Genomic DNA, 26,865 nt, shown 5'->3' on the forward strand with positions numbered 1-26,865 from the left:
CATATCTGACTAAAGGAGCTAGTCAAAGCATTCTTTCCAAGGAGGATATAAAATCACAACTATCTAATATATAGGTAGTTAAAAAACTAGGATGATGAAATTAACCAAAAAAAATTAATCAATAATATATAATTCAGTATATTATTATGCACTTTGACAGATAAAATAAGATTATTCTCTCTTTTTTAACATCCGAAATAATAATTTGTTAGAATTAACTTTTTTTTACATCTCAATACATAAGTTTAATCCTATATAAGTGAAAATCAAATTATTATATCTTCAAGTTTTATAAACAGATATAAATCACGACAAAAAATAGAATACGGAGTAATTAAAGAAATTTTATGTGCATGGAAAACAATTTTAAAGAACTAAAAATTGTCTGCTACGATTAAGCGAGTTGAATATTTTATTGATATTAATAATAGTATCTAAGAAGCGATAAACTTCTTAAATGAATAACAAAAAATACTTTTGTGGATATCTGGATATGCGGAATAGTTATTCGCAATCCCATTTTTGATTGGAAACCTTATCTTTTAAACCGGTTTTTAAATTATAATGCCACCACTCTGAATCGAATGAATTAAAGCCATTGGCAATCATTATTTTTTTAAGATAAGCACGATTTGATTTTATTTTGCTTGAAAGTTTGGTATAATTGTGACTTGCTTTAATTCCGAAGAAATCAAAAGGAGTTCCCATATCAACTTCTTTTCCATTGGCGTCAACAATAGAAATATCAACCGCACCTCCTCTATTATGGATAGAACCTTTTTTTGGATCTGCGACATACTCCGGATTCGATACAATTTCCCACATTCTCTTTTGTATAAATAAAGGTCTGTAACAATCGTACAGCTTTATTTTATAACCTTTTTTCATAAAATCTTTATTGGCAGCAATTAGCGCCTGCACCGTTTTTAATCGTAAAACACATTCGGCGCAATCATATACTTTGGCTTTCAGAAAATTATCTTCAGTTGCATATTTCATGTCGTAGATAAAATCTTTGCTATAATCTTTTAAATTCACAAAAGTCGTATCTGCAATCTCGTGTTTTACCGGGCTTGAATAAGCTTCATGTTGAGCATTCATGGAAATTGCAGAGAAAAAAAATCCAAAAATGAATGAGAATTGAATATATAGCAGAAGATTTATTTTCATTGTGAAGATTTATTGTATGAAGTAAATATAGTCAAAACAGCTTAAAACAAAAAACCGGCTCTAAAATCAAAGTTAATTATAGCTAAACATCTGCTTTAATTGTAACACTTTTCAATAATTGTTGTCTATTAATTAGAATTCATTTAACTTTCTAATTATGTGCAATAAAAGAATCCTATTATTTATAAGTTTATTTTTAGTTGTTCTCAATTTATCGGCTCAGCAAAGAAAGGCTACTAAATTGACGAGCCAAACAAGCGATTATGATATTCAGGATAGCGTTTCGGTAAAAACCCGTGATGGCGCGATTTTATCAGCCATAATTGTTCGCAAAAAAGAAGATACTACTCCGAAACCGGTAATTCTTCAATATACAATTTATGTCAGAGACAAAGGCAGAGATCTAAAAACCTTAAAAGAATCTGCAGATCATGGTTATGTTGGTATAATGATATATAGCAGAGGAAAACGGTTTAGTCCAAATGAAATAAATCCGTACGAGAATGAAAACACCGATGTGTATGACGCCATTGACTGGATTAGCAAACAAAAATGGTGCAACGGAAGTGTTGGAATGTTTGGTGGCAGTTACAATGGTTTTACGCAATGGGCGGCTTGCAAAACAGTTCATCCGGCATTAAAAACAATTGTTCCTTATGTTGCTAACAGACCCGGAATGGGTTTGCCAATGGAAAATAATATTTTTATTAATCCAAATTACGAGTGGGCTTTTTATGTTAGCAATAATAAATATTTAGATACGGTTTCGGGAAATAACAGGCAGCGTTTTAGAACAATGCAATCGAAATGGTGGGAATCCGGTACGGCCTACAAAAAACTGGACAGTATTGATGGCGAACCAAATAGATTGTTTCAAAAATGGATAAGTCATCCTGCATTTGATAATTACTGGCAAAAAATGGCTCCGTACAAATTAGATTTTGCACAAATAAATATTCCCGTTTTAGCTTTTGATGGCTATTATAACGATTCTCAAAATTCAAGTTTATATTATTTAAGAGAACTTCAAAAATACAATCCCAATACGCCGGCTTATTTAATTATTGGTCCATACGGGCATTTTGGAACCCAAATTGGCGGTGAGGCTGTTATAAATGATTATAAAGTTGATTCGTTGGCATTAATCGATATCAAAAAAATTACGTATCAATGGTTTGATTTTATTTTGAAGAACGGAACTAAACCAGAAGTGCTAAAAGATAAAATCAATTATGAAGTTATGGGCGCAAACTCATGGCGAAGTGCTCCTTCAATAGATAAAATGCACAACGGCTTTCTGACTTTTTATTTAACAAATACTAAGTCCGGAAATTTTTATACGGCAAACTCTAAAAAATCCGGTAAAAATGATTTTCTATTACAACAAATAGATCTTGCTGACAGACAGAAAAGCAGCAATAACGATTATTATCCAGATCCGATAATTAAAAAAGAAATTGATACAACGAGTGGATTTCGTTTTATAAGTGATCCATTAAAAGAACCTGTAATTGTAAACGGTTCCTTTTTAGGAGAATTAAAAATAAGTATCAATAAAAGAGATGTTGATTTGGGTGTAACTGTTTATGAAGTATTGCCAAATGGCGAATATTTTCATTTGTCCTATTACATTGGCCGCGCCAGTTATGCAAAAAATATTGAAAAAAGACAATTGCTAAAGCCTGATGCTATTGAAACAATTTCTTTTTCGAATACGCATTTGGTAAGCAAGCAATTAAGCAAAGGAAGCAGATTGCTTATTGTTATCGATGTAAATAAAAATTCGTTTTCTCAATTAAATTATGGAACTGATAAAGAAGTAAGCGATGAAACTATTAAAGATGCAAAAGTGCCTTTGCAAATAAAATGGTATACCGATAGTTTTGTGAAAATTCCTGTTTTGAGATAACAAAATCAAATCATTTTATGGCGAATTTCCTTGTACTTAGATCGGCCTACAGGCAAAAGTTCGGCATTTTTAAGTAACATGCTGTATTTCCCTCCGGGTTCTACAATGAGTTTATCGGCTTCGTTCCAGCAGACAATAAACGATTTGTGTATTCGCTCGAAAGTTGAGGGAAGTAATTTTTCCAGAGATTCTAAAGATTTATCATGAAGTTCAATACGGTTATCTGATAAATGCAATTCGGTATAAATTCCCGCGCCTTTAATGTATCGGATATCTTTAATGGAGACCAGTCTAATGGTTTTCCCTTTTTTTACTGCTAAAAACTGAAGATCTCCATTGGGTTGTTTTTCTGGTGAAGTAAAACGTCTAAAAGCTTGTGTCAATCTGTTTTCATCAAAGGGTTTGCCTACAAAGTCCAGAACTCCATAACCAAATGCTGTAATTGCCTTATCTGTATAAGCCGAAATAATAATGGTTTGAAATGACCTTGCTACCACATTTTGCAGAACATCAAACCCATCTTCGCCGTTTAAATTCAAATCCAGCAATAGCAAATCGATTGAATTTTGGTCAATGATACTTAATCCGTTTTCAACTGAATCACAAAGTAAAATCCCGGTCTCCTTATCAAAAAAATCCCGCGTCATTCTTTCTATTCGTTTGGCAATTCTGGCCTCGTCTTCAATAATCAGAATCTTCATCTTTTATCAAAAATTTTAATTGTTGTCATCCAGCCTTCCTCTACTTCATGAGAATCAAAATGCCAGTTGGTACCGTAACTTTCATTCAATCTGGCACTGATATATTTAAAACCTGTTCCGTTACTTTTCTCTTTTCTAGTTTTTCGGTTTTTTGCAATCGTTTGTAATGTATATTCTTTATAGTTTTTTTCTTTTGTAAAACTTAAACAAAAACAAATACAGCCTTTTTTGGGTGGTAAACTGTGTGTAATTCCGTTTTCAATAATGGTATGAATAATCGCAGGCGGAATTTCTTCATTTTCATCAATATTTTTTTCCTCCCAATCATAGCAAACTTCTTTACGAAAAGACATTACTTCCAGATGTTTTCGACACAATTCAATTTCTTGTCTAATAGGAATAAGTGTATCTTCGGAAATGGCATTCATAATATCAAATTCGTCTGCCAGTGCCCGAATAAATACAACGCCTTGCTGTGGTGATTCTTCAACCCAATCGATCAACGAGGTTAAAGTATTTCGAAGAAAATGCGGCTGAATATTTTTCTTGATCAGTTCTAACTGCAATCTTGACGAAAGTAATAAGGATGCATTATGAGCCTCTTCGATTGCTTTTGCCCGAATGGTATGAAGATACAACATAGAAAGTACGATAATGGTAAAACCGATAAACAATCCAAAATCATAGAAAATATAGCGATTAACAACAACACTTACCAGTAAGCCCGCGACAACAATCGATCCGCCTTTGATTTTTCGGAATGTGGCATTTGCTGCTATAATAATAGAAATAAGACACATGGCATAGCTAAAATAAATCGCCGTTATATCATAATGTCCATAATTAGTAATATAGATTACAATAAGACTGGTAAACAAAAGAAACAAAAACAACCGCTTTTTTTTGAAGTCAAACTGCAGCATAAAATACCACGGAACCAGAATTGAAATGGCAAAGGTGAGCAAGCCCACGATTTGTAAACGGGTATAAAATTGAGTATATGGAATGTCTACATAAAATTTGACATATTCTATAATTAAAAGACAGAAGAAAAGCAGACAAATTATGCCAAAAACCAAAACAGTTGTTTCTTTACGAGTGCTGTTTATGTATAGAAAAAAATAATAAATAGCAGCAATAAGAAAAGCTCCTGCCATGAGATTCATAAAAGACATTACAATAAGCGGCGAGCGATGAAGTCTTAAAAAGCTTTCGAGTCTTATATCAATTCCACGATTTGCTTCTCGCAATTGCGTTTGTGTTCCAATAATAGTGATCATGTGCAAGCCAATATTGCCTCTTTTTTCGGGTATTTCATAATACGTCGTTTCAGTGCCAGCTACTTCGGGCTGACCAGATTGGACCATTTTACCGTTGCTTCCCACAAAAATACCATCCCAATAAACATCAAAAGCACCAAAACCATTCACCTGTAAACCTAATGGTCCGGCATTATTATCACGTTTAATCAACTTTACCGGTATTTGAACTTTAAAAAGATCTTCTGCAGATTTACCCAGATAATCTTGTACACGATCTTCATTAACATAATAAGAATAAGATGCATCCGATTTCACATAATCAGTATACTGTTTACACGAGGTAAACAAAAGCAGTAAAAAAGCGCTAAAAAAGGTCAGTCGATACATAAGATAAAGATAGAATAAATATCGAATTGAGAAATGCATTTCAAAAGCTCTTAGAGCCGTTTGCATGTTTTAAAAGGTCTCATTTTATTTTATCAACTAATCTTGTACTATATAACCAATCAACATGAAAACCCTAATAACCAGTATTTTAATTTTACTATTTCACTTTTTGGCCAATGCGCAGCAAGCCACTGTTTCCGGAAAAGTTCAGGACAATACCACCAAAGAAGCATTGCCGTATGTAACAATAGCGGTAAAAGACAGCGCCTTAAAAACAGTACTAATTGGTGTTACTGATGAGCATGGCGTTTTTAGTTTAGAAAAATTGCCAATAGGAAAAATGACCATTTCTTTTAGTTTTATGGGATATCAAAATTATACGCAGCCATTGGAGATTATTTCGGGTAAAGCAAAAATAGAATTAGGAACTATTGGTTTAGCTACTGATGCAGTTCAATTGAATGCCGTAGAGATTAATGGTCAAAAACCAAACATTAGTTTAAAACTGGATAAAAAGGTTTTTGAAGTTGGTAAAGATGTGCTTTCGCAAAATGGCTCTGCCAATGATGTTTTAAATGGAGTACCGTCTGTTGCAGTTAGTCCAACCGGCGGAGTGAGTCTTCGTGGCAACAGCAGTGTATTAGTCCTTATTAATGGACGACAATCCGGTCTTACCCAAACCAACGCGCTTGATCAAATCGCTGCCGACCAAATCGATCGTATAGAAGTTATTACGAATCCTTCGTCAAGATATGATGCTTCTGGTTCTGCAGGAATTATTAATATTATATTGAAAAAAAACAAAAAAAGTGGTTTTAATGGTCAGGTACGATTGGTGGCCGGTTCACCAAATGATAGCCGTCTTAATCCAAGTATCAACTACAAATCAGATAAAATCAATATTTTTTCAAATTTCAGCATTCGCTCATCTGATTACGTTGGTTTGTATACAACAAATCAGTCCACTATTAATAATGGCACGCCAAGTCTAATGAACCGTGTGCAAAATGAAGACCGTCACGACGATGGAAAACTGATGTATCTTGGGGCTGATTATTTTTTTGACGATCACCACACTATTACCGCAGCTTTTTTAAAGAATGCCACACATGATAATGATAAAACTCACCTAAAATACGATTACAGCAACGATACGAGCCTGGATAGCACTTTAATAAGAGAAGGCAAATCACTGGAAAAAAGGGATTACAATCAATTAGAATTTAACTATACACAAACATTTAAACAAGAGGCAAAAAAATGGACTATTAACGTTCAATACGATTGGTGGAACAGCGATAAAAACTGGAATCTTTCAACAGAGCGTTTATTTCCAACTCCAGTAACTTATCGCGGAATTAGAACAAAATCAATAGGCAACAGTAAAGATTTACTTATCCAGAGTGATTTTTTACAACCTATTGATAGTGTTTCGGTATTTGAATTTGGTATAAAAAGTGAGATTCGCAAAGTCTCCAGCGATTTTTTGGCCGAACAGCAACAAGAAAATGACTGGACAATTTATCAAAACATTGATAATAATTTGAAATATACTGAGACCATTTCCAGCGCATATGCTCAATTTAGCAACAAAGCAGGCCAATTCAATTACATGCTGGGTTTGCGTACAGAACTAACCCAAATTTCTATTACAGATATTAAAAACACATACGACGACAAGAAAAATTACGCAAAACTATTCCCTACTGTTAATATGAGTTATAAGTTTGAAACTTCGACTTTGCAGCTTAATTACAGCAAACGCATTAACCGCCCGGCTTTGTATGCTTTATATCCTTTTAATGAACTGACGGATTTAAACGCACAATATATTGGAAATCCAGATCTTAATCCTTCTTATACCGATGCATTTGAACTGGGTTTTCTTAAAACCTGGAAAAAACTAACCCTGAATCCTTCTGTTTATTACCAAAGAGAAAAAAATTATATTCAGGATTTTACTTACCGTGAGAATGATATATTTTATACAACACCAATTAATATTGACTACGAAACGCGCACTGGTTTTGAACTTTCTACATTATACAATCCGTTAAAATGGTTACAGATAAATGTAGAAATGAACTTTTACAGCTTTGTACAGAAAGGAAATTATCAGGAAAAAAACCTTGATTATAACGGAGAAACTTTTACAGGACGATTAAGTACGCAGATTAAATTGCCGGCCAAATTTAGTTTTCAGGGACGCTATAACTTTCGTGGAGAACAGCAAAATGCACAAACCACAAATGCAGCATTGCAATCAATCGATTTTGGTTTGAGCAAAACTTTATTAAAAGACAAAGCAACAATTGTATTTGATGTAAGCAACGCTTTTAATTTGCGTCAGAACAAAAACACCACAACTGGCACCGATTATTTATTTAAAGAAGTAAGCATACCTAACGCTGCCCGATACCGACTAAGTTTTGTTTATCGTTTTAACCTAACCGATCCAAAAGTGATCAGACAAGCCAATAGTGCTAATCGTAATTAAATTTAAGCTGCTAGTTAATCAAATGAAGTTCGAATGGTTTGTAAAAAAGTATAAAACACAAAACCACTCGATTGGAGTGGTTTTTCAGAAGAAAATATATTCTTCATATCACATTATCCTTTTTTCAATGCAAACCAGCCAAAGGCCCGGATTCTTATTTTAAAAAATGAATCTTCTACTACTTCATCTACTTTTTTCCAGGCCTCCTCTACAAGCTCTTCTGCTTCCTGCCTACAGGCGGCAATGGCACCACAATTTTGCAATGTAACAATTACAGATTCTATAATCGCTCTGTCTGTAGGCATTGTTTGAATTATTTCCCAAACATATTCACGTTTATCCAAAGGCAATAAACCCATTGCTTTGGCAACAGGCATGGTTATTTTTCCCGCTGTAATATCTTCTCCTTTATCTCTGTTATTGTCGTACCCCTGCAAATTCAATACATCATCCATTATTTGATAGGCGACACCAATGGCTTCAAAAAAAACACCAAGCGCATTTATTTCTTCCGGTTTGCCCCCTCCTAACAGTGCTCCCATTTTGGCCAATGTACATGAAGAGGCTGCTGTTTTTAACCGGTGTATCGTATAAATCCTCTTTTCCAGTAATGTGTTATCCCCACTATTTACTGCATCTGGCATGAGATAATGAAGCCCGCTAATATCCATTGCCTGGCCTGCATGCCCAGCACGCATCATTCCAAAATAAAATTCATATACCTGCAGCCGGATATGTTCTGGAAGCTTCGGACTATGCATCATCAATTCTCCAATAAAATAACAGGCATTGCCCGCATTAATTGCAAGTGCTTCTCCGTACATCAAATGCAAAGCGGTGCCTCCTCTGCGTGTATCAGACTTGTCCTGCACGTCATCTACAATTAATGATCCTGTATGTATGATCTCTAGCATGGCGAGCCAGTCGACAAACGGCTGGGAGTTTCCGCCAACAACGTCTATACAAGCTAAAAACACATAAGACCGCCAGGATTTTTTATTACGATCAACAACTTCCCTGATTGGTTTGATAACCGTCGAAACATATTGTTCTTTATCAGCAGTGCTAAAAAAAGAAGTTCCCAGCGAACTGTTTACCAATCTGTAAAACTCATCGTCAGTAGGGTCTAAAGGCAGTAATGATTCTATCGCCTTTTGCGTTGCCTTACCAACATTTTTTAAGAAATTTTCAATATTTATAGTAGTATTAAATCCGTTTATTTCAATATATCCAGGGCCGGAAACTTCTGCTGCCATAAAACTTCCTGTAGCATTTACACATCCTTCCCAAATTGCCGGCGGAGAGAGAATCGTAATAAACTCTTGTTCCGGAAATTCAGCTTTAACAGAAAGAGAAATATTAAATTCTGGGATTTCCAATCTCCAGGAAACGGGATACGAAATAAAAGTTTGAACGCTTGTCCAGTAATCTTCAGGAGTAAATGAAAAATCTTCTGTTCTGTTTATTTCACCATCCGGAGCTATCATAATTACTATACCTCCAGCATGTGCACCATTAATTTTATTATCAAAAAGATTATATCCGGATATCTGGCAGCCATTATCCAGCTGGAGTGCTATCCAGTTCCAGGCCAGATCATGCTCAAGGTCAAAGTTTGGGTTTTCATCTACAGACCTGCCGAATTCATGATCATACCAACCACTGCCCTCTACATTGTAAACTGTATTATCGATCAGGATCTCCCCGCTTACCTCACATTTTGGAATAAAATAATAAAACAGATCTTCTCTTCCTATACTGCTCCCCACTCCATTGTTTCCATGTCTTACCGGATTTGTTAATGGAACAAAATCAAGTCTGCAAGCGATTCCTTTCGATGGGTTTTCCAGATTTAAATGATAGTTGCCCTGTTCCTCTTTCTTAAAAGAATTCTCATCATATTCAAGTGAAAGATTCTTCGTCCCTACAGTAACAGTTTTTTTAAGAAATCTGTCAGGCAGCGGCACATTTCCTTTCTCATACACCTCTTTTAATGCACGGCGAATCCATTTGGTTCCCACATTTTTTTCGTCGTATTTCTTAATCATTTTTAATGCTTCACTTGGTAAACTTCTATCTACAAGAGAGTCCGTATAATACTTTTTCCCGTCGATGTCTGATAAGGACCAGATTACAGAATGTGTATGGTTTAAATTTCCTGTATGCTCATCTCTTTTTGCCGCCCTGAAAAAGGAAGCGAATAAAGAAAGCCGTTTACCATCTTTAGAAGTCAAATGACAATTTTGATACCACCATTCGATTCCGGATGCATCGTGTGGAAGGTCATGAATATCTAAATCGATCGGGCCATCAGCGGGCCATGTGGAATCATAATCAGCTAAAATAATTTTTAAATCTGTTTGTTGAGCGTCGGTTTCTTGTTTCATAGTTTTAGACATATTAGTTATTATTAAATAATATATTTACCTCCGCTCTCCAAAGTCTTTTCGATTGCGAAAATAGTATTAGAAATTAAATGCTATGCAGCTCAATACAGTGTAAGACTGAAAACAGGAATAATGAATTCAGAAATTAATATAATTGGAGAGTTATAAATCAATCATTTTGTTAATGTAAAATACTTAACATTTCTATCTTCTCTCATAAATCTCTAATACCGTAAATGAGTCTAATTCTATAAAAATATGGCTTGTAATTAAAAGGCAGATATGCCTTCTTTAGATATATTATCTGACTGGACCCAAACCGCCAGCGCTCTTTATTTATGCGTTATCTGATTCTGCAGTATACAAATTCCTGGAAAATCAGGATTATATAAAAGTAAATTTTATAAGAATAAAGATACTAAAATTAATTTATCAACCAAATAGCACCCAACATATTTAACTGACTTATAACCACTTATACACTAAAGCAATTACAAATCAGTAAAAAAGATATTTTGTATTTTTGTTCTTGTAAGATGAAAAAATTGGATAATACCTGAAATGGTTTTATTGCAAACAAGGAATATCTTTTTACTTCGTTAGTTAAAGTAAAAAGTACAATGAAATATAAAGTAATTTAGAAAATGCCCATATTTTCAGGCTTGATTGTAAATCCCAAACGAATCATGCTTTTGTGTTCCTGATAATCAATCAAACTTTCTGTATAACCCACAAACCACTGTAGTGTGAGATAATAATTTTCATTTTTGTATGGTCTCCAGTTTACCTGTGTCTGCAATGATCCGTAATTGATAAGGCCGCTTCCTTTTCTAAAAAGAACGTCTGCGCTCCATCGTCCCGGCTTTATCTGGTAAGTTGCACTTGCTTCGCCATAACCGACATATTTTGTAAGTCCGGGATTATCTTCCTTATCAACAAGCGGAATCCATCCCCGTAACCCAACTGTCCATCGTGGGGAAATCTGTGATTTTAATGAAAAGGCAAGCATATTCCATGTTCTGGAATAAATAGAATCTCTGCCGTTTGATTCGTGTTCAAACGAAACTGTTCCGTAGGTTAGCCTTCCTCCTTTTAAATAAAATGGTCGAACAATAGCCACACCAGGATTAAAATTAATTTCGGAAAATGGTTTTGAGTTGGCATAAATATCCCAAAAAGCTTTTTGAGTGTATAGTAAATAGGGATAAAAACCTGCGAATATAGGCTTTGAGCGCAATCGTAACTTAAAACTAACCTGATATTTTACATCGGCAGAGTTTTTAGTAATTGGGGCATTTATTGGCACACCCGTTAAAAAATAATTATCCCTATGAACAGAAAAACTATTTTCCTTTAATAAGGAATCTGCTGCGCGAAAATTTTTTTTATCTTCTACAATTTGTGAATTTGCGTTGAGTGAAAACAAAATGAAAAAGATCAATAGGTATTTGAAATGCATTTATATGGATTAAATTGAGATAATTTATTAATTTCTATAAATATCCATGATTTTAATAAACCATGTTAACTCAATAAAAAGGAGAGTTAACTCAAAAAATGCAAGAGGAATATTTTATTTAAAATTCTTTCAGGGAAAAGAACTTATAATTTTTCAAAATAGAGATAATTGGTGCTATCAGTTACATCACGTAACCTTATTTGGGAATTATTAAATTCAAACAATTTCCAATTACAACTTAATTTACCAAGTAATTCTGAACTGAAATTTATTTTTAATTCCCTAACGTTATTCACCACCGTACTTTCCCATGTTCCAGTTTCTGCAATTGCTCCTTTTTTAGCAATTACCGATTTGTCACTTTTAAATATAAACCAATAATCACTATAAGAAAGCGTTTTTTCTGAATCATCAAAATAATAAGCTATTTTCCAGGAACCATTTGTTAGTGTCTCTGTAAAATCAAGTGTTACAATGTTATTTTCCGGACAGTAATCAATAGCATATTTTATAGCATTTTCGAACTCCAAATTATTCGTAATCGCCTTTACCTGATTATGATAATCTACTACAGAAATTGGATAATTTAATGAAATATACTGACTGCCATTCAGTTTTTTTATAAAATTAAAAAAGGCCTCATCACTTATAATCGACTGAGAACTTGCAAATTGACTGGCGCTGTTATAGATGTTAATTGTGATAGGATAATTAATATTTAACCCATTAATTTTGGATAAAAGATCAGGGTAAAGATTCCAATAATCGATTAAATCATTAAAATCATTTTCATTCTCAATTAGTTTTTGTACGTAATTGTAGTAAACCATCGTTACCGGAAAATCTATTTTTACAATATCGTCATCGTAAGTATTTGCATTGATATTATCTACTACTTTTTGATAATCAGCAGTTGTATTAACGGCAATTTGCTCATTATTAACAGTAACAGTATAAGGAAGTTTTATAGTACAGTAAGTAGAACCGTCGATTACATTATCCTGTACTGTTGGTACCATTGCCACTCTTTGCAAATAAGTGGTGAGAGGAGAAACACTTGTAATTGTTCCCTGCGCATTGTTTCCCTGCTCATCTCTGTCGTTTTGACAAGACAATAAGACTAAAAGGACTGCTATTGATAAATATTTTTTGAAAGGGAACATACTTATATTTTTACAAAGGTAATAAAATTTAAGAAACTGCTTTTTAATAAATCTGGTATTAAGGGTTTCTGTTTCACTTTTTTAAATTGTTAATTATCATAAGAAAATTTATTTTTTACTCTTATAAAACAATCAGCTTTACTTTTACCCTACTTAAAGTAAAAACAAATACTTTTGCTACTACAAATTGAAAAATCCAAATGCCAAATAAAACCGAATCAAATACTTGTGATGAAATAGTCTTTTCGTCTTTTTTTAAAAGTCACATAAAAGCACTTCGCAATTTCCTTTTTTACAAATTTGGCAATTTAGATCAGGCAGAAGATATAGCACAGGAAGCATTTGTAAAACTTTGGCAAAACTGCGCTTCGGTACCTTTGGAAAAAGCAAAATCGTACATCTATACGATTGCAAACAATAGTAGTCTTAATGAAATTGCACACCAGAAAGTGGTGTTGAAATATGAAAAAAACTTCACAGGCTTAGACAAAACAAATGAAAACCCGGAATATCTTTTAGAGGAAAAACAATTTCAGTCTAAACTTTTGAAAGCTATCGAAAACTTAAACGAAAAACAGCGTGTTGCCTTTTTGATGCATCGAATTGATGGAAAAAAATACAGTGAAATTGCCCTGGAATTAAACATTAGCGTAAAAGCTGTCGAAAAACGCATTCACTTGGCATTGTTAAGTCTTCGTAAAGAAATTGATTTATAAAGTAGGGTAAATTTAGTTCCAATTGTTTTAATATATAATAGTAGCACAATGAAAAAGAATCGCTTATTAGCAAAATGGCTCAACAATGATTTGTCGGAAGATGAATTAGCTGAATTTAAAGCAAGTCCCGATTTTGAAAAATACCAAAAAATAAAAAATTATACAGAACATTTGGAAATAGATGATTTTGATGAGAACGCTATGCTGTCGAACATTCTTAATCAGAAAAAAGAAACTCCAAAAGAGATTCCTTTACACAATAACTGGATGTTTAGAGCAGCAGCTATTTTTGTTCTGGCACTTGGGATAACCTTTTTGCTGAAATTTTTTGTACCACAAACGGAAACTGCAAGTTTTGGAGAAAAAACAACTTTTTTATTACCTGACAATTCTGAAGTTGTACTAAATTCAGGTTCTGAAATAAATTATAAAAAATGGAACTGGGATAATAACAGGCGTCTTGAACTAAAAGGTGAAGCTTATTTCAGGGTAGCCAAAGGCCGACGTTTTGAAGTACAGACCAGTCTGGGAAAAGTATCGGTTTTGGGAACTCAATTTAACGTAAAAGCCAGAAAAAACAGGTTTGATGTAGTGTGTTACGAAGGTCGTGTAAAAGTAAATTACGCAAACTTTCAAATTTTATTGACACACGGGCAAAGCGTTAGTTTTGAAAACGGAAAACAAACTAAAATGACAGTACGTTCCTTAAAACCGGAATGGACAGAAAATCAAATATGTTTTTATAAAGAAAATATCCGAACGCTGTTAGAAGAAGTCGAAAGGCAATATAATATTAAGATCGAATTAAACACAAAAGATACAGTTTCCTTATTTACGGGAAAATTACCCGCCAAAAACCTTGATATAGCTTTGCAGATTATTAGTACAACGTATCATTTGGAGACTAAAAAAGTCTCAAAAAATAAAATAATTTTTGACGAAAAATAAATGTTCTTCCCCAAACAATTTCATTTTTTGTTTTTTCTGTTTTTCCTTGTCCTGAATCTTTTTGCTCAGGACAAAGGAAAACTTATGCCTTTTAAAAAAATCATAATTGATATTGAAAAACAGCATCAGGTTAGCTTTAATTATACTGAAGACAATATTGCCGACCTGAAATTAGTTCCGCCAAAAAAATCACTTTCCCTAGATCAAAAATTGCACTATTTAGCCAAAAACACCAATTTATCTTTTGAAAATATAGGAAACAAATTCATTAATATTTATAAAAAAGAGATTGAATTACAACTAATTTGCGGCTACATTTTTTCTAAAACAGATAAAAAACCCATTGAAAATGCCAATATTAGTTTAGCCAACAACAACCAAATTACAACTGACTCAAACGGTTATTTTGAATTTAACGGGGAGGATAAAAGCACAGTCCTGATTAGTCACATCGGCTTTCTGGCCAAAAGAATTGTGTTGACTAATTCCGATTCTAAAAATTGTATTCAAATACTATTAGATCCTGAAATTACAGAACTTGCAGAAATTAAAGCGAATGCTATTTTAGCTTCGGGAATTTCAAAAAACAACGATGGATCGTTTGAAATTAAACCCAAGAAATTTGGAATTTTGCCGGGGCTTATCGAACCGGATGCCTTGCAGACCATGCAGCAAATTCCCGGTGTAAACAGCATCGACGAGAGTGTATCAAGCATCAATGTTCGCGGTGGCACACACGATCAGAATTTATTTTTGTGGAACGGAATACGAATGTACCAAACGGGACATTTTTTTGGTTTAATATCGGTTTTCAATCCCAATTTGGCACATACGATTTCTATTTATAAAAATGGAAGTTCGGCATTTTTTGGAGAAAGTGTTTCGAGTGTCGTAGCGATTTCTTCTACTCCCGAAACAGCAGAAAAAAATGCTTTTAGTGCAGGAATAAATATGATTAATGCCGATGTTTATGCGAAGTACAATCTTTCGAAAAAGAGTTCTATCGAAATTTCAGCCCGCAAATCTATTACCGATTTTGTAGAAACACCTACTTATAAGGAATATTTCAATAAAGTATTTCAAAACACAACAATCACTGATTTTTCACAAAACCAAAATATAGATTATCGCAGTGACAAAAAATTTGGCTTCTATGATGCTACGCTCAAATTCGCTCAAAAAATTGGAAGCAAGGATCAGATTATATTGGATTTAATTACCATTAAGGACAATCTGGAGGTTTTTCAAAGTGCTATGGTGTATGATATCAACAGATCTGAAAACAACATTTTGCGTCAACAAAATTACGGCGGAAATTTGTCCTGGAAAAGAAACTGGAACCGTTTCAATACTACCAAAGTGAATGTTTATAACTCTGCCTATGAACTTTTGGCCAATCAAAGAACTACTATTGGAAACCAAATCGTTATTCAGGAAAATACGGTTAACAATAATGGAATTAATTTAGAGAGCAATCATATTATTACTTCCAGATTTAGTTTTAATGATGGCTATCAGTTTAACGAAGTCGGTATTTCTAATTTAGAAAAGGTAACAAATCCTGATTTTTATCGTAATGTAAAAGACGTTCTGAGAACTCACGCCCTGATTTTGGAAGGAAAATACAACGATACGCTCGCCAGAATATATTTTAAGGCTGGAACCCGAATTAATTATATAGAAAAATTTAAAAAATTTATTGTAGAACCAAGAATGCAATTTGGTTACAGCATCAATAAAAATCTAAATTTAGAATTGCTGGGGGAACTAAAAAGTCAAAATTCGCAACAAATCATTGATTTGCAAAAAGATTATTTTGGTATTGAAAAAAGACGCTGGATTATATCGAATAACACCACAATTCCTATTCAAAAGAGTAAACAGGTCTCTTTAAATTTATTCTACAAAAAGAATGACTGGCTGTTGGATATAGAAAATTTCTATAAAAAAGTAAGCGGAATCACAACTTCCAGTCAGGGTTTTCAAAACCAGTTAGAGTTTATCAGAACGACTGGCGATTATGAAATTTGGGGAGCAGAAATGCTAGTTCAGAAAAAAATGAATCATTTTCTGACTTGGTTAAGCTATACGTATAATCATAATAATTACCATTTTTCTAATTATGAGTACCCAACTTTCCCTAACAATTTTCAGTTAATGCATACGGTTTCATGGGCGGGAATTTATGAGAAAAACAATTTTAAAATTGCTTTGGGTACAAAATGGTCTTCCGGAAGGCCAAAAACTTCTCCTGATTTTTCTCAAATTGACCTTTCAAATCCCCAATTGGTTTACAATAAACCTAATAATACGAACCTGCATATTTTTTCGCAGGTCAATATTTCTTCTACTTATAAGTGGGAAACTGCAAACGGAATTCAGTACAAATTAGGAATTTCTATCTTAAATATCCTAAACCGAAAAAATGAAATCAGCGAATATTACAGAATAAGTTCATTAACAAATTCTATAGAAGAAGTTGAAACATTCGCATTGCAAAGAACTCCAAATGTGAGCTTTAGAGTTTCACTCTAGCCCTATTTCCTTCAAGATTTGTAACCCCTTTCTGTCTCTTTTTTTATTTTTTTTATAAAATAACAATTCTTTGGTAGGGTAATCTGCATTAAAGCTGTTTTACTACTGAATCTATCAGAAGAAGAAAATGGCTCACCTACAAAACGTAATACTAGATTTTAATGACAGTTCGTAACAATAAGCAAATCTGATTATTGAACGAAATGCTCGTGGACTATAATCAAACAACAAAATGCTTTACTGTTTCTGTAAAGTAGCTTCTCCCCCTTTTTATAATTAATCAAATACAAAAAACAATGAAATTAAAACAAATTAAATTCGCTTTAGTTGCTTTTGCAGCAACAACATTTTTCCTAAGCTGTAGTAGTGATAATAACAACGATGACACTCCTACAACTCCGGAAGTAAAGATTGAAGTTAAACTTTCTACAAGTACAACATTAGGCTCTTATCTTTCAGATAAGGATGGAAGATCTTTATACTTTTTTTCAACAGATGCTAATGGACAAGTTTCTTGTACAGGAGGTTGTGAAGCTGTATGGCCTGCTTTTATAGTAGATAATTTAACTGCAGATAAAATAGGTACAGGATTAACATTCTCTGATTTTGGTACTGTAACTACTGCCTCTGGTAAAAAACAAGTAACCTATAAAGGATGGCCTTTATATTATTATGCACCAAGTGTAAACGGAACTAACACAGCAGAAGCTGCCGGTGCAACAACGGGCGACGGAGTTGGTGGTGTTTGGTTTATAGCAAAACCGGATTATTCGATTATGATCGTAAGAAGCCAGCTTGTAGGACATGATGGTAAAAACTACAAATCAGATTATACTGTTGGAGATGGCCAGACCACTTATTTTACTGATGCTAAAGGATTAACGTTGTATGTTTTTAAAAACGATAATTTCAATAAAAACAATTTTACCAAATCTGATTTTTCAAACAATCCTGTTTGGCCAATATATGAAACCGATAAAATTGTTGTGCCTTCGACACTTGACAAAACTAAATTTGGTGTTATCACTGTATTTGGTAAATCTCAGTTGACTTACAATGGCTGGCCTTTATATTATTTTGGACAAGATGCAAGCGTAAGAGGCGCTAATAAAGGAATTAGTTTCCCAAGCCCTGGAGTTTGGCCTGTACCGGTAAAAGATTTGCCACTTGCTATATAAACAATAGTTTTTGTAAATCATACTATTTAAAAAAAGAAAGTTCTACTCTACTACAGTAAAATTTAAATCAGAAAATCCAAATGACTAAAACAATAATTAAAGTACTGGTTCTTCTACTGGTAATTAGTTTGGGCTCTTATTATATCTATAAAAATATTTTATACAAAGATGCCAGAGACATCAATAGTGAAAAATCAATACTTACGATTTCTGCCACAGATTTAGAAAATGAATATGTTTTAGATCCTGCAAAAGGGGATTCAAAATACTTAAATAAAACAATTGAAGTTGAAGGAATCGTTTCTGAAGTTACAGATTCGTCAATGGTAATCGACCATAAGGTATTTTGTAAAATGAACAAAAAGGCTGAAAAGACTTTAATGAATAAAAAGATCAATATAAAAGGCAGATGCATTGGTTTTGATGATTTATTCGAAGTAGTAAAATTTGATCAATGCAGTATTCAACAACATTAAATATGAAAAAAATATTCTTAATAGTCAGTTTCTTAATCTGTCTTTATAGTAATGCGCAGGAAGATTTACTCTCCGGCCTGGACTCAACACAAGTGGTTGACAAAAACGTAACAGCAACATTTAAAGCTTTGCAGATTATAACCTTGCAGTCGACAAAATTACCTGCAAAAAAAGAGTTTTACATGGTAATTTCTCATCGATTTGGTACTGTAAAAGGCGGGATTTCGGAGTTTTTTGGTTTTGATGATGCCACTACAAAAATTGGCGGAATTTACGGAGTTACCGATTGGCTTGCTGTAAGTGCATCACACCATACTTTGCTGAAAATGAATGAAGCATCTTTAAAATATAGACTAATAAGACAAAGTGATAAATTTCCTTTGGATATTGTTGGCTACAGTACAATAGATTTTAATAGTGGATTAAAAAAAGACGATTATCCTAAAATTGAATTTTCTGATCGCTTAACGTATGTAAATCAAGTGCTGATTTCAAGAAAATTCTCTGATAGATTATCTTTAGAATTGGTTCCTTCTTATATCCATAAAAACCTATACAATCCTGCTATTGAAAATGATAATCAATTCACTTTGGGTGCAGGCGGACGTTTAAAATTAACCAAAAGACTTTCTCTTAATTTAGAATACGGCGAGAATTTTAATAAACCGGACTTCTATAATAATCCGCTATCAGTAGGACTTGACATAGAAACGGGAGGTCATATTTTTCAATTGATTTTTACAAATTCGCAGTCAATGACCGAAAGCGGTTACTTAACAAGTGCTGCCGGCGATTGGGGCAAAGGCGATTTCTTCTTTGGGTTTAATTTATATAGAGTTTTTTAAAAATATAAACATGAAAAAATATATTTATTTATCGATCATCATTCTATCCTTATACAGTTGTGAATCTAATACTTATGAAAGTCTGGAAGAACCAACTGTGATAGTTGATAAAGCTACTTATACTAAAAATGTCAAATCTATTATTGACCAAAATTGCATTGGCTGTCATCCTTCTACAGGTCAGCTTATACCTTTAGAAACCTATGACCAGGTAAGAGATGCTCTTTTAAATGGTGAATTGTTAGACAGAATTCAAAGACAAAACGGCGCTGCAGGTATAATGCCAAGATCAGGAAGAATGCCACAGGATAAAATCAACACCATTCTGCAATGGAATACGGATGGATTATTAGAAAATTAAAATCACATTAAAATGAAAAAAATAATTGTACTGCTATTTTTATTTGTTGGAATATTACATGTTTCGGCTCAAAAATATGCAACAAAAACAGGTAGTTTAAAATTTGAAGCAACTGTTGATGCTGTCGAAGAAATTGCAGCTGAAAACAAAAATACATCGGCTATTTTAGAATCATCAACAGGAGATATTGCGGTTTTAACGCTTATGAAAGGATTTCGTTTTAAGGTTGCCTTAATGGAGGAACATTTTAATGAAAATTATGTAGAATCGGATAAATTTCCAAAAGCAACATTCAAAGGAAAAGTAGAAGATTTTGACGCATCAAAGCTTTCCGCTACGGCAAAAGCATTTAAGATTTCCGGAGATTTAACCTTACACGGAAAAACACAAAAAGTAACTGCAAACGCCAAAATTTCAAAATCTGGTGATAAAATTACGGTTACAGGAAATTTTGATATAAAAGCACAAGACTTTGATATCGAAATTCCAAAACTGGTTAGCAATAAAGTATCTAATAAAATCAAGGTAAGTTTCAATCTCTTACTAGCCAAATTATAATTAGAAATATAACCACTTCCTTATTACAATAGAAAATTCTGATTTCATCTTTAGAAATCATTAAACATGACTACTATTTGAGGTCAGTTTCATTCAGACTGACCTCTTTTTTAATAACCTCAACTAAATTTAAATGATCTGCAAAAATTATGTTGTCGCCGGAGAAGATGTAAATGATGTTATGGTAATGGAAAGCAATGCCTATATTTCATACACGCTTAGATTATTACATCATTTTTTGTTTAATAATGGATTCTCAAAAGAGAAACTCAACGCTTTACATCTGGGTTTGCAAGAGGGAAATCATGTTTTAGTCTGTTATAAAAATCTAATGTTTACCGAACCTTTTTTTGTTGAGATGAAACATTGTTCCATAGAAGACAAAATCAACATTAAAAGCTCTTTCTTCAACTCAAAAAAAGAATGTTGTGCAGAGGTTACCAAAGAAATGGAATGGTTCGATCCTATTCGAAGAGAAGTTATAGCGGCACCTAAACAGATTCTACAGCATTTTAATTCAAATATCAGATTGTAAGCTAGGAATCATGGTCTTATTGACCATGTTCTATTTTATACTTACTCCAAAGTAGATTCTGAATCTGTTCTTTGCAGATATTTTCTTTGTTTTATTCTACATCTCCTATTTTCCTCTTTATTATTTCTCTTTTTTACATTGGGCATTATTAGAAATAATTGCCCTTAATTCTGCTATGCTTTCATCTTAAAATCAATAAAAACATTTTAAATGATTCCAAACTTTCACAGTCACTTTTAAATAGTCTTTAAAAGCATGGAATTAAACTCCTGCACAATAACCTTTTGTTAACAGTATCATAATATTTTCAGATAGTACGATTTCTCCTTTTAAGTACTTATATGCAAGTAAGAATTATAATTCAAAAGAAATCTGTCGACAAGATTTTCAAAAAACAAATTTTCTACTGCTGATGAGTATTTTTTATTTCTCAGTTGGTTATAGCTATTAATAATTGCATCAAAATCAAGGAATTTCAAATTAGGTTATTAACATTAAAAACTAGAATTATGAAAAAACAGAATCGAAAAAAGGTTTTAAGTAAAGTATTTATTATTATGTTAGGTGCCGTTACATTCTCCTGTCAGGACACGACATTGGATGAAGCACAAGAGACCAGTGTGACAAAAAAACAACAAAACACCAGCAAAATCAGTGCAGCAGCTATTTCTGATTTGGCAAGAAGATGGGCGCCTATACATTATAAAGATGTAGATGCAACTGGAACTTATGCCGAAGGAGGAAAATCAGATTATCTTACTGCAATTAATTATGACAATGACTGGAATGCCGAAAATAACTGGAATAACCTTCCTGCTTATGCCAATTCATTATCTGCTCATTGTTACTATTCGATAGTAGAATCAAATACGCATTGGTTCATTACTTATGCATTCTTTTCTCCTAGAGATTGGACAGATAACCCACTTTTATACTCATTAGACCAACATGAAAATGATTTAGAAGGAGTATTAATGATTGTACAGAAAGATGGATCCACCTATGGTTCCTTAAAAGGAGCTGTTACAGTAAGCCATTCAGATTTCTTTTCTTACGTGCCATCCGGCAGTTCTTTTGTAAGCGGACTGGAAAGTGTTGACGGAACATTACAAATGAGAGACTATAACGGCGAATTGCATCCTATAACAGCACAAGATGCTAAGGGGCACAGTCTTAAAGCCTGGCCTCAGCACGATATAGATGGAGATGGAATTATTTACTACCCTTCTGCAAGCGGAACTGCACAAATACCAGCTGATAATTATGACAACTATGTTGAATACAAACTTGTTGATATTTTTGAAAGCGGAGGATTATGGGACCAAAGATTTAACACCGAATTATTTTCAAGCCCGGCTGGAGGATTTAAAGGAAACGATTTTAAAACTGGTGGCGCAAACGCTCCATGGGCATGGAATGACGGAAATGATGGAATTGTACAAGGAGGTGAATTTGCAACCGATCCTGCAAAATTAGCAGATAATTATTTTGATGGTGTAGGTAATTTATCCCGCACTTATGTTGATAATAAATACAATACTTCAGCTGGTGGTATTGTAACTGTTTACCAAAACTGCAATTATACCGGTTATGCCATTGCTTTGCCTGTTGGTAATTACACATTAGATCAGCTAAAATCGTATGGTATCGTAAATGATGATTTGTCTTCTGTTCGCTTAGAAAATGGATACAAAATTACAATGTACCAAAACGATAATTTTGGAGGAGAATCTGTTGTAATAACCGGAAATAATGGTTGTTTAGGGAATTTTAATGATAAAGCAAGTTCTGTGAAGATTAGCGTTCTATAAACTATTTTTACATTTTTGGATGTCAAATAGAGCCACTCGATTGAGTGGCTTTTCTATGAAGAACTTATAGAAAAAATCAAAATCTTTTAAGTTTAGAACAAATCACATACTTCCAATTCAAAATAAGCATTCGGTTTTGGTTTAAATCAGTTAAATCCCATTCCCGAATTTAAATCATAATTGATTCTCTTTTAAATTACATTATAGGGCCTCAATGAATGAAATCAAAAAAATTTCATTTATAACTATTCTGTAAGTTAGATGCTCATTTCAAATTGAAAATAAGTGACCAATTTTATAAAACAATTATTTTATTTTAATAACAACTTTTCCCTTCGCACGCCCACTTTCTACGTAAGACAATGCTTCGTTTGTTTTATCGAACGGGAAAACTTTATCCAGAACCGGTTCAATTATTCCGGCCTCAATAAGTTTGGTAATTTCATTTAATTGTTCGCCGTCAGCTTTCATAAATAAAAAAGAATAGTCCACATTTTTAGCCTTTGCTTTTTTACGAATGCCAGAACTTATTAGGGAAAGAATTATTTTTACAAACCAGAGCGCTTTGATTTCTTTGGCAAAATCCGGAGTTGGCGGTCCGGAAATAGAAATTAGTTTCCCGCCTGATTTTAATATTCTTAACGATTTTTCGAGTGTTTCTTTGTCCTGACTATTTAGCACAACATCATAATTACTTAATCTGTTTTCGAAATCGCTGTTTTTATAATCAATAACAATATCAGCTCCAAGTTTTTCGAGGAAATCAAAACTTTTGGCGCTTGCAGTTGTAGCAACTGTGGCTCCCAAATGTTTTGCCAGCTGAATTGCAATAGTCCCTACTCCACCTGAACCTGCCTGAATAAATACTTTTTCTCCTTTTTTGATTTTTGCTCTTTCAACTAAAACCTGCCAGGCCGTCAAAGCAACTAATGGAATAGATGCTGCTTCTTCCATAGAAAGATTTTTAGGCTTGAGCGCAGCATCAGCTTCATTTATGGCAATAAATTCGGCAAAAGTACCTATGCGATGATCTCTTACTCTTGCATATACTTCATCGCCAACTTTAAACTTTTCGACATTTTTTCCGACTTTGGTAATAACTCCCGCAACATCATGTCCCAGAATTAACGGAAGCTTATAAGGTAAAATGAGTTTAAATTCTCCCGTTTTTATTTTAGAATCTAAAAGATTGACCCCGGCTGCGTGTATATCAACCAAAATATCATTTTCTTTTACTTCCGGAACAGACATTTGGGTAAGCTGTAGACTTCCGTTTTTACTGTATTTATTAATTACAAATGCTTTCATTTTATAAACTTTAGAATTTTAGTTATTGTTTCAGGCTTGCATAAATCTTTTTAGGATTTACTAAATTGAAAGCCAATTGCGGAAAAAACTTGTTTACCATATAAAGTAATTTTGCATCGCCTACCCTAATCGTGAATTTATCTTTTTTGATTCCCGAAATAAGTGCTTTTACCAACTGTTCCGGTGTCATTTTTTTATCATTTCTGTTCGCTGTCATTTCTGTTGCCACAAGAGGCGGAAGCAGTTCAAATACTTTTACATTGCTGCCTAAAATTTCTAAATTCTTTCTAAGCGTTCTGGTATAAAAACTTAAAGCTGTTTTTGTTGCTGCATAAGTTGGTTCTTCTAAAGCAGGTATAATGCTCAAAATAGAGGTTATATTTATTATCGCTGCTTCCCTTCTTGATTTCAGCATTTCTATAAAAAGGTTGTTTAACCTTATAACACCAAAATAATTAACATTCATTTCGTAAATCGCGTTGTTCAAAATTTGGTCATTTGCAATTCCCAGATTAAGTGCCGGACTGCCAACCCCTGCATTATTATATAAAATATCGATTCCGCCCAAAGAAACTACGTGATCAAAAAGTGAAATGGCATCTTCCTGATTTTCGACATCACTTTTTATAATGGTTATTGACGGAAGCAGCTTTTTTGCAGCCTCTAATTTTGCCTGATTTCTACCCGTAATGATGACTTTGGCACCTTCATCTAAAAATTGCTTTGCAGATTCTAAACCAATTCCGGAACCTCCGCCGGTAATTAATATCGTTTTACCTTTTATATTCATTGCTCGATTTATTTAAAGAATTTAATTATGAATAGTGTGTTTTCTGTTGTTTTCATTTATATATATTTTCTGTTGTTTTTCTTTAAAATTACCTTTTTTAGACTTTTTAGTCTATTTAAAAATATACTTTTTAGTTTATTTTAAAACAAAAAAAATTAGATGACGTATTGTTCTAATTCAGACTTTAGACTTTTAATAAGGCCTTGCATTGGTTTTGCTGTATCCATAACTCTGCACATTACAATTCCGCCTTCTACAGAAGCTACTAATTTGAAAGCAAAAACAGCAGGATCAAGAGATTTGGAAAATTCACCATTATTAATTCCTTCCTGAAGCAATGCAGTCAATTCCTGCTGACCAATTCTAATTACCTTAGCCACTTTTTCTTTTATAAAAGGATAATTATCATCTGCTTCTACAGCGGTATTAAATATCGGGCATCCACCGGAAACATAAGTTTCAATAGGATTTTTATAAAAATCTAAAAATGCAAATATTTTACCTTTTATTGTTTTTCCTTTATAAACTGCAGCCCTAATTTTCTCAGAAACCATCTTAAGCGATAAGTCAATTACTTGTGCAGACAAATCTTCTTTGTTTTCAAAATGTCCATAAAGACATCCTTTTGTAAGTTTTGTAGCTTCAAGGATATCATCAATATTAACTCCCGAAATACCTTTCTCATTATAAAGAGGTATTGCGGTTTCAAGTATAAATTGTTTTGTTCTTTCTGCCTTTGTAAGCATCGTAGTTTTTAAATTAGAGGGCAAATATACTAAAAAGTATATTTTAAAACACAAAATATTAAAAATTTAGCTTTTTATTAATTTTTACTCCCCAATACAAAATAGAAAAATTCAAGATCGTGAAAAAAAGAAGTGACAATAACGTTTCCCGGCACATTTTGTCCGTTTGAGCCAATTTTTTAACTGTTCAGAATTTATTGCCTTTTATGTTTGCAGCATCAAATTAATAAAAGGCATAAAGCCTCATAACATTAAAATATATAAATCATGAAAAATTTATTCTTGCTCTGCATTGTTCTGGTATCCTCAAGTGTTTTTAGTCAAAGTCTTTTTGACAGACTTCATTTTGGAGTAAAAGCCGGAGGTAATTACAGCGATTTTTCGAATGCTAATTTTGATACAGAAGGACTTCCCGGATTTCATGCCGGTGCAATAATAGCATTTGACATTAATGAAAAATGGTCTGTTCAGGAAGACTTTTTATTTTCTACTCAGGGTGCCAAAATAAAAGGAGGATTCTCTGATGGCAAAGATCTTAAATTATCGTACGTTTCTGTACCAATTGTTTTAAAATACAAAACCAGTTTCGGTCTTTATTTTGAAGCAGGTCCTCAGGTTGGCATTCTGGTTTCGGAAGATTTTAAAGAATTAACCAACGACGATTTTGCAGAAAAAATTGATGCCGGTATGGTCGGCGGTATTGGTTATCAATTTCCAAACGGGCTTGGTATTGGCGCCCGTTATTATTATGGCTTAACAGATATCAGTAAAATAAAATCAACTACTATAAATACTGATTTTCAAAACAATATGTCGCAAGTCAGTCTTTTTTACATTTTTTAAATTTAGAAGATTTCCTTTTTTTTATCTAAAAAAACAAATAACACTTCCTGACTTTTACAGGAAGTATTATTTGTTTATCAAATATCTTATAACGGCTATTATTTTTTGTACTTTTCCTTCATTTGAATAAAGAAAAACGAATGCTGAATAAAAATGTAAAACCATATAAATGAACAATATCTCAAAATCTTTCTCTCCTTTAATTCTGAGGGAAATTTATAAAATGAACTTATTTCTAACGTTCTTAATATCGTTTATTGCTTTATTTTTTCTCGTTATA

At 33.1% G+C, this 26,865-nt stretch carries 22 protein-coding genes; 13 read left to right on the forward strand and 9 right to left on the reverse strand.

The features are described 5' to 3' along the window. Positions 1–504: 504 nt before the first annotated feature. Positions 505–1,170, reverse strand: coding sequence for a M15 family metallopeptidase (locus tag RT99_RS12360; RefSeq protein WP_042565066.1), 666 nt, complete (start codon positions 1,168–1,170; stop codon positions 505–507). A gap of 157 nt (positions 1,171–1,327) precedes the next feature. On the opposite strand from RT99_RS12360, the gene RT99_RS12365 reads away from it, so the two are divergent. Then, a complete protein-coding gene (locus RT99_RS12365; RefSeq protein WP_042565067.1) occupies positions 1,328–3,079 on the forward strand; it encodes a CocE/NonD family hydrolase in 1,752 nt (583 codons plus the stop codon). Positions 3,080–3,084: 5 nt separating this feature from the next. On the opposite strand, the gene RT99_RS12370 is transcribed toward RT99_RS12365, so the two are convergent. Both RT99_RS12370 and RT99_RS12375 read right to left on the reverse strand, forming a co-directional pair. Then, positions 3,085–3,780 (reverse strand): LytTR family DNA-binding domain-containing protein, encoded by a 696-nt coding sequence (locus RT99_RS12370; RefSeq protein ID WP_042565068.1) that lies wholly within the window; start codon positions 3,778–3,780, stop codon positions 3,085–3,087. Next, positions 3,777–5,495: a histidine kinase gene (locus RT99_RS12375; protein WP_042565069.1), complete on the reverse strand. Its 1,719-nt coding sequence runs from the start codon at positions 5,493–5,495 to the stop codon at positions 3,777–3,779. Before RT99_RS12375 ends, RT99_RS12370 begins: the two co-directional genes overlap by 4 nt. Positions 5,496–5,553: 58 nt before the next feature. Between RT99_RS12375 and RT99_RS12380 the strand changes: the two genes are divergently transcribed. Continuing rightward, complete coding sequence (locus tag RT99_RS12380; RefSeq protein ID WP_042565070.1) at positions 5,554–7,926, forward strand: TonB-dependent receptor domain-containing protein; 2,373 nt, start codon at positions 5,554–5,556, stop codon at positions 7,924–7,926. Positions 7,927–8,039: 113 nt separating this feature from the next. Here the strand turns inward: RT99_RS12380 and RT99_RS12385 are convergent, their stop codons facing one another. The 3 genes from RT99_RS12385 to RT99_RS12395 form a co-directional block, all read right to left on the reverse strand. Further along, positions 8,040–10,313, reverse strand: a complete 2,274-nt coding sequence (locus RT99_RS12385) for a polyprenyl synthetase family protein (RefSeq protein ID WP_042565071.1) — start codon at positions 10,311–10,313, stop codon at positions 8,040–8,042. Positions 10,314–10,950: 637 nt separating this feature from the next. Then, positions 10,951–11,772, reverse strand: coding sequence for a phospholipase A (locus RT99_RS12390; RefSeq protein ID WP_042565072.1), 822 nt, complete (start codon positions 11,770–11,772; stop codon positions 10,951–10,953). A gap of 143 nt (positions 11,773–11,915) precedes the next feature. Then, the gene (locus RT99_RS12395) at positions 11,916–12,935 is read right to left on the reverse strand and encodes a hypothetical protein (RefSeq protein WP_042565073.1); all 1,020 of its coding nucleotides are present in this window, start codon (positions 12,933–12,935) and stop codon (positions 11,916–11,918) included. 200 nt (positions 12,936–13,135) lie between these two features. Here RT99_RS12395 and RT99_RS12400 point away from each other — a divergent pair, with 200 nt between their 5' ends. From RT99_RS12400 to RT99_RS12445, 10 genes are all read left to right on the forward strand, one after another. Next, positions 13,136–13,651, forward strand: a complete 516-nt coding sequence (locus tag RT99_RS12400; RefSeq protein ID WP_042565074.1) for an RNA polymerase sigma factor — start codon at positions 13,136–13,138, stop codon at positions 13,649–13,651. Positions 13,652–13,699: 48 nt separating this feature from the next. After that, the gene (locus tag RT99_RS12405; RefSeq protein WP_042565075.1) at positions 13,700–14,599 is read left to right on the forward strand and encodes a FecR family protein; all 900 of its coding nucleotides are present in this window, start codon (positions 13,700–13,702) and stop codon (positions 14,597–14,599) included. A gap of 27 nt (positions 14,600–14,626) precedes the next feature. Further along, positions 14,627–17,134: a TonB-dependent receptor gene (locus tag RT99_RS12410; RefSeq protein WP_242607198.1), complete on the forward strand. Its 2,508-nt coding sequence runs from the start codon at positions 14,627–14,629 to the stop codon at positions 17,132–17,134. Between the two features lie 296 nt (positions 17,135–17,430). Next, positions 17,431–18,312 (forward strand): hypothetical protein, encoded by an 882-nt coding sequence (locus RT99_RS12415; RefSeq protein WP_042565077.1) that lies wholly within the window; start codon positions 17,431–17,433, stop codon positions 18,310–18,312. Positions 18,313–18,392: 80 nt separating this feature from the next. Next, a complete protein-coding gene (locus RT99_RS12420) occupies positions 18,393–18,788 on the forward strand; it encodes a hypothetical protein (RefSeq protein ID WP_052483657.1) in 396 nt (131 codons plus the stop codon). A 2-nt stretch (positions 18,789–18,790) separates the two neighbouring features. After that, positions 18,791–19,633 (forward strand): DUF5777 family beta-barrel protein, encoded by an 843-nt coding sequence (locus RT99_RS12425; RefSeq protein ID WP_042565111.1) that lies wholly within the window; start codon positions 18,791–18,793, stop codon positions 19,631–19,633. Positions 19,634–19,643: 10 nt separating this feature from the next. Further along, positions 19,644–19,994 carry a hypothetical protein gene (locus tag RT99_RS12430; protein WP_042565079.1) on the forward strand — a complete coding sequence of 117 codons (351 nt, stop codon included), beginning with the start codon at positions 19,644–19,646 and terminating at the stop codon, positions 19,992–19,994. Positions 19,995–20,006: 12 nt separating this feature from the next. After that, positions 20,007–20,552 (forward strand): YceI family protein, encoded by a 546-nt coding sequence (locus RT99_RS12435; protein ID WP_042565080.1) that lies wholly within the window; start codon positions 20,007–20,009, stop codon positions 20,550–20,552. Between the two features lie 133 nt (positions 20,553–20,685). Beyond that, positions 20,686–21,087 carry a hypothetical protein gene (locus RT99_RS12440; RefSeq protein ID WP_042565081.1) on the forward strand — a complete coding sequence of 134 codons (402 nt, stop codon included), beginning with the start codon at positions 20,686–20,688 and terminating at the stop codon, positions 21,085–21,087. 509 nt (positions 21,088–21,596) lie between these two features. Then, on the forward strand, positions 21,597–22,898 hold the full coding sequence (locus RT99_RS12445; RefSeq protein WP_042565082.1) for a hypothetical protein: 1,302 nt from the start codon (positions 21,597–21,599) through the stop codon (positions 22,896–22,898). 306 nt (positions 22,899–23,204) lie between these two features. Here the strand turns inward: RT99_RS12445 and RT99_RS12450 are convergent, their stop codons facing one another. From RT99_RS12450 to RT99_RS12460, 3 genes are all read right to left on the reverse strand, one after another. Continuing rightward, on the reverse strand, positions 23,205–24,206 hold the full coding sequence (locus RT99_RS12450; protein ID WP_042565083.1) for an NADP-dependent oxidoreductase: 1,002 nt from the start codon (positions 24,204–24,206) through the stop codon (positions 23,205–23,207). 22 nt (positions 24,207–24,228) lie between these two features. After that, positions 24,229–24,996 carry an SDR family oxidoreductase gene (locus RT99_RS12455; RefSeq protein WP_042565084.1) on the reverse strand — a complete coding sequence of 256 codons (768 nt, stop codon included), beginning with the start codon at positions 24,994–24,996 and terminating at the stop codon, positions 24,229–24,231. 155 nt (positions 24,997–25,151) lie between these two features. Then, entirely contained in the window at positions 25,152–25,742 is a 591-nt protein-coding gene (locus RT99_RS12460) for a TetR/AcrR family transcriptional regulator (protein ID WP_042565085.1), read from the reverse strand. Between the two features lie 267 nt (positions 25,743–26,009). Here RT99_RS12460 and RT99_RS12465 point away from each other — a divergent pair, with 267 nt between their 5' ends. Further along, the gene (locus tag RT99_RS12465; RefSeq protein ID WP_042565086.1) at positions 26,010–26,585 is read left to right on the forward strand and encodes a porin family protein; all 576 of its coding nucleotides are present in this window, start codon (positions 26,010–26,012) and stop codon (positions 26,583–26,585) included. The last annotated feature ends 280 nt before the right edge of the window (positions 26,586–26,865 follow it).

The sequence above is a fragment of the Flavobacterium sp. MEB061 genome (assembly GCF_000834715.1).
Classification (GTDB): Bacteria; Bacteroidota; Bacteroidia; order Flavobacteriales; family Flavobacteriaceae; genus Flavobacterium; species Flavobacterium pectinovorum.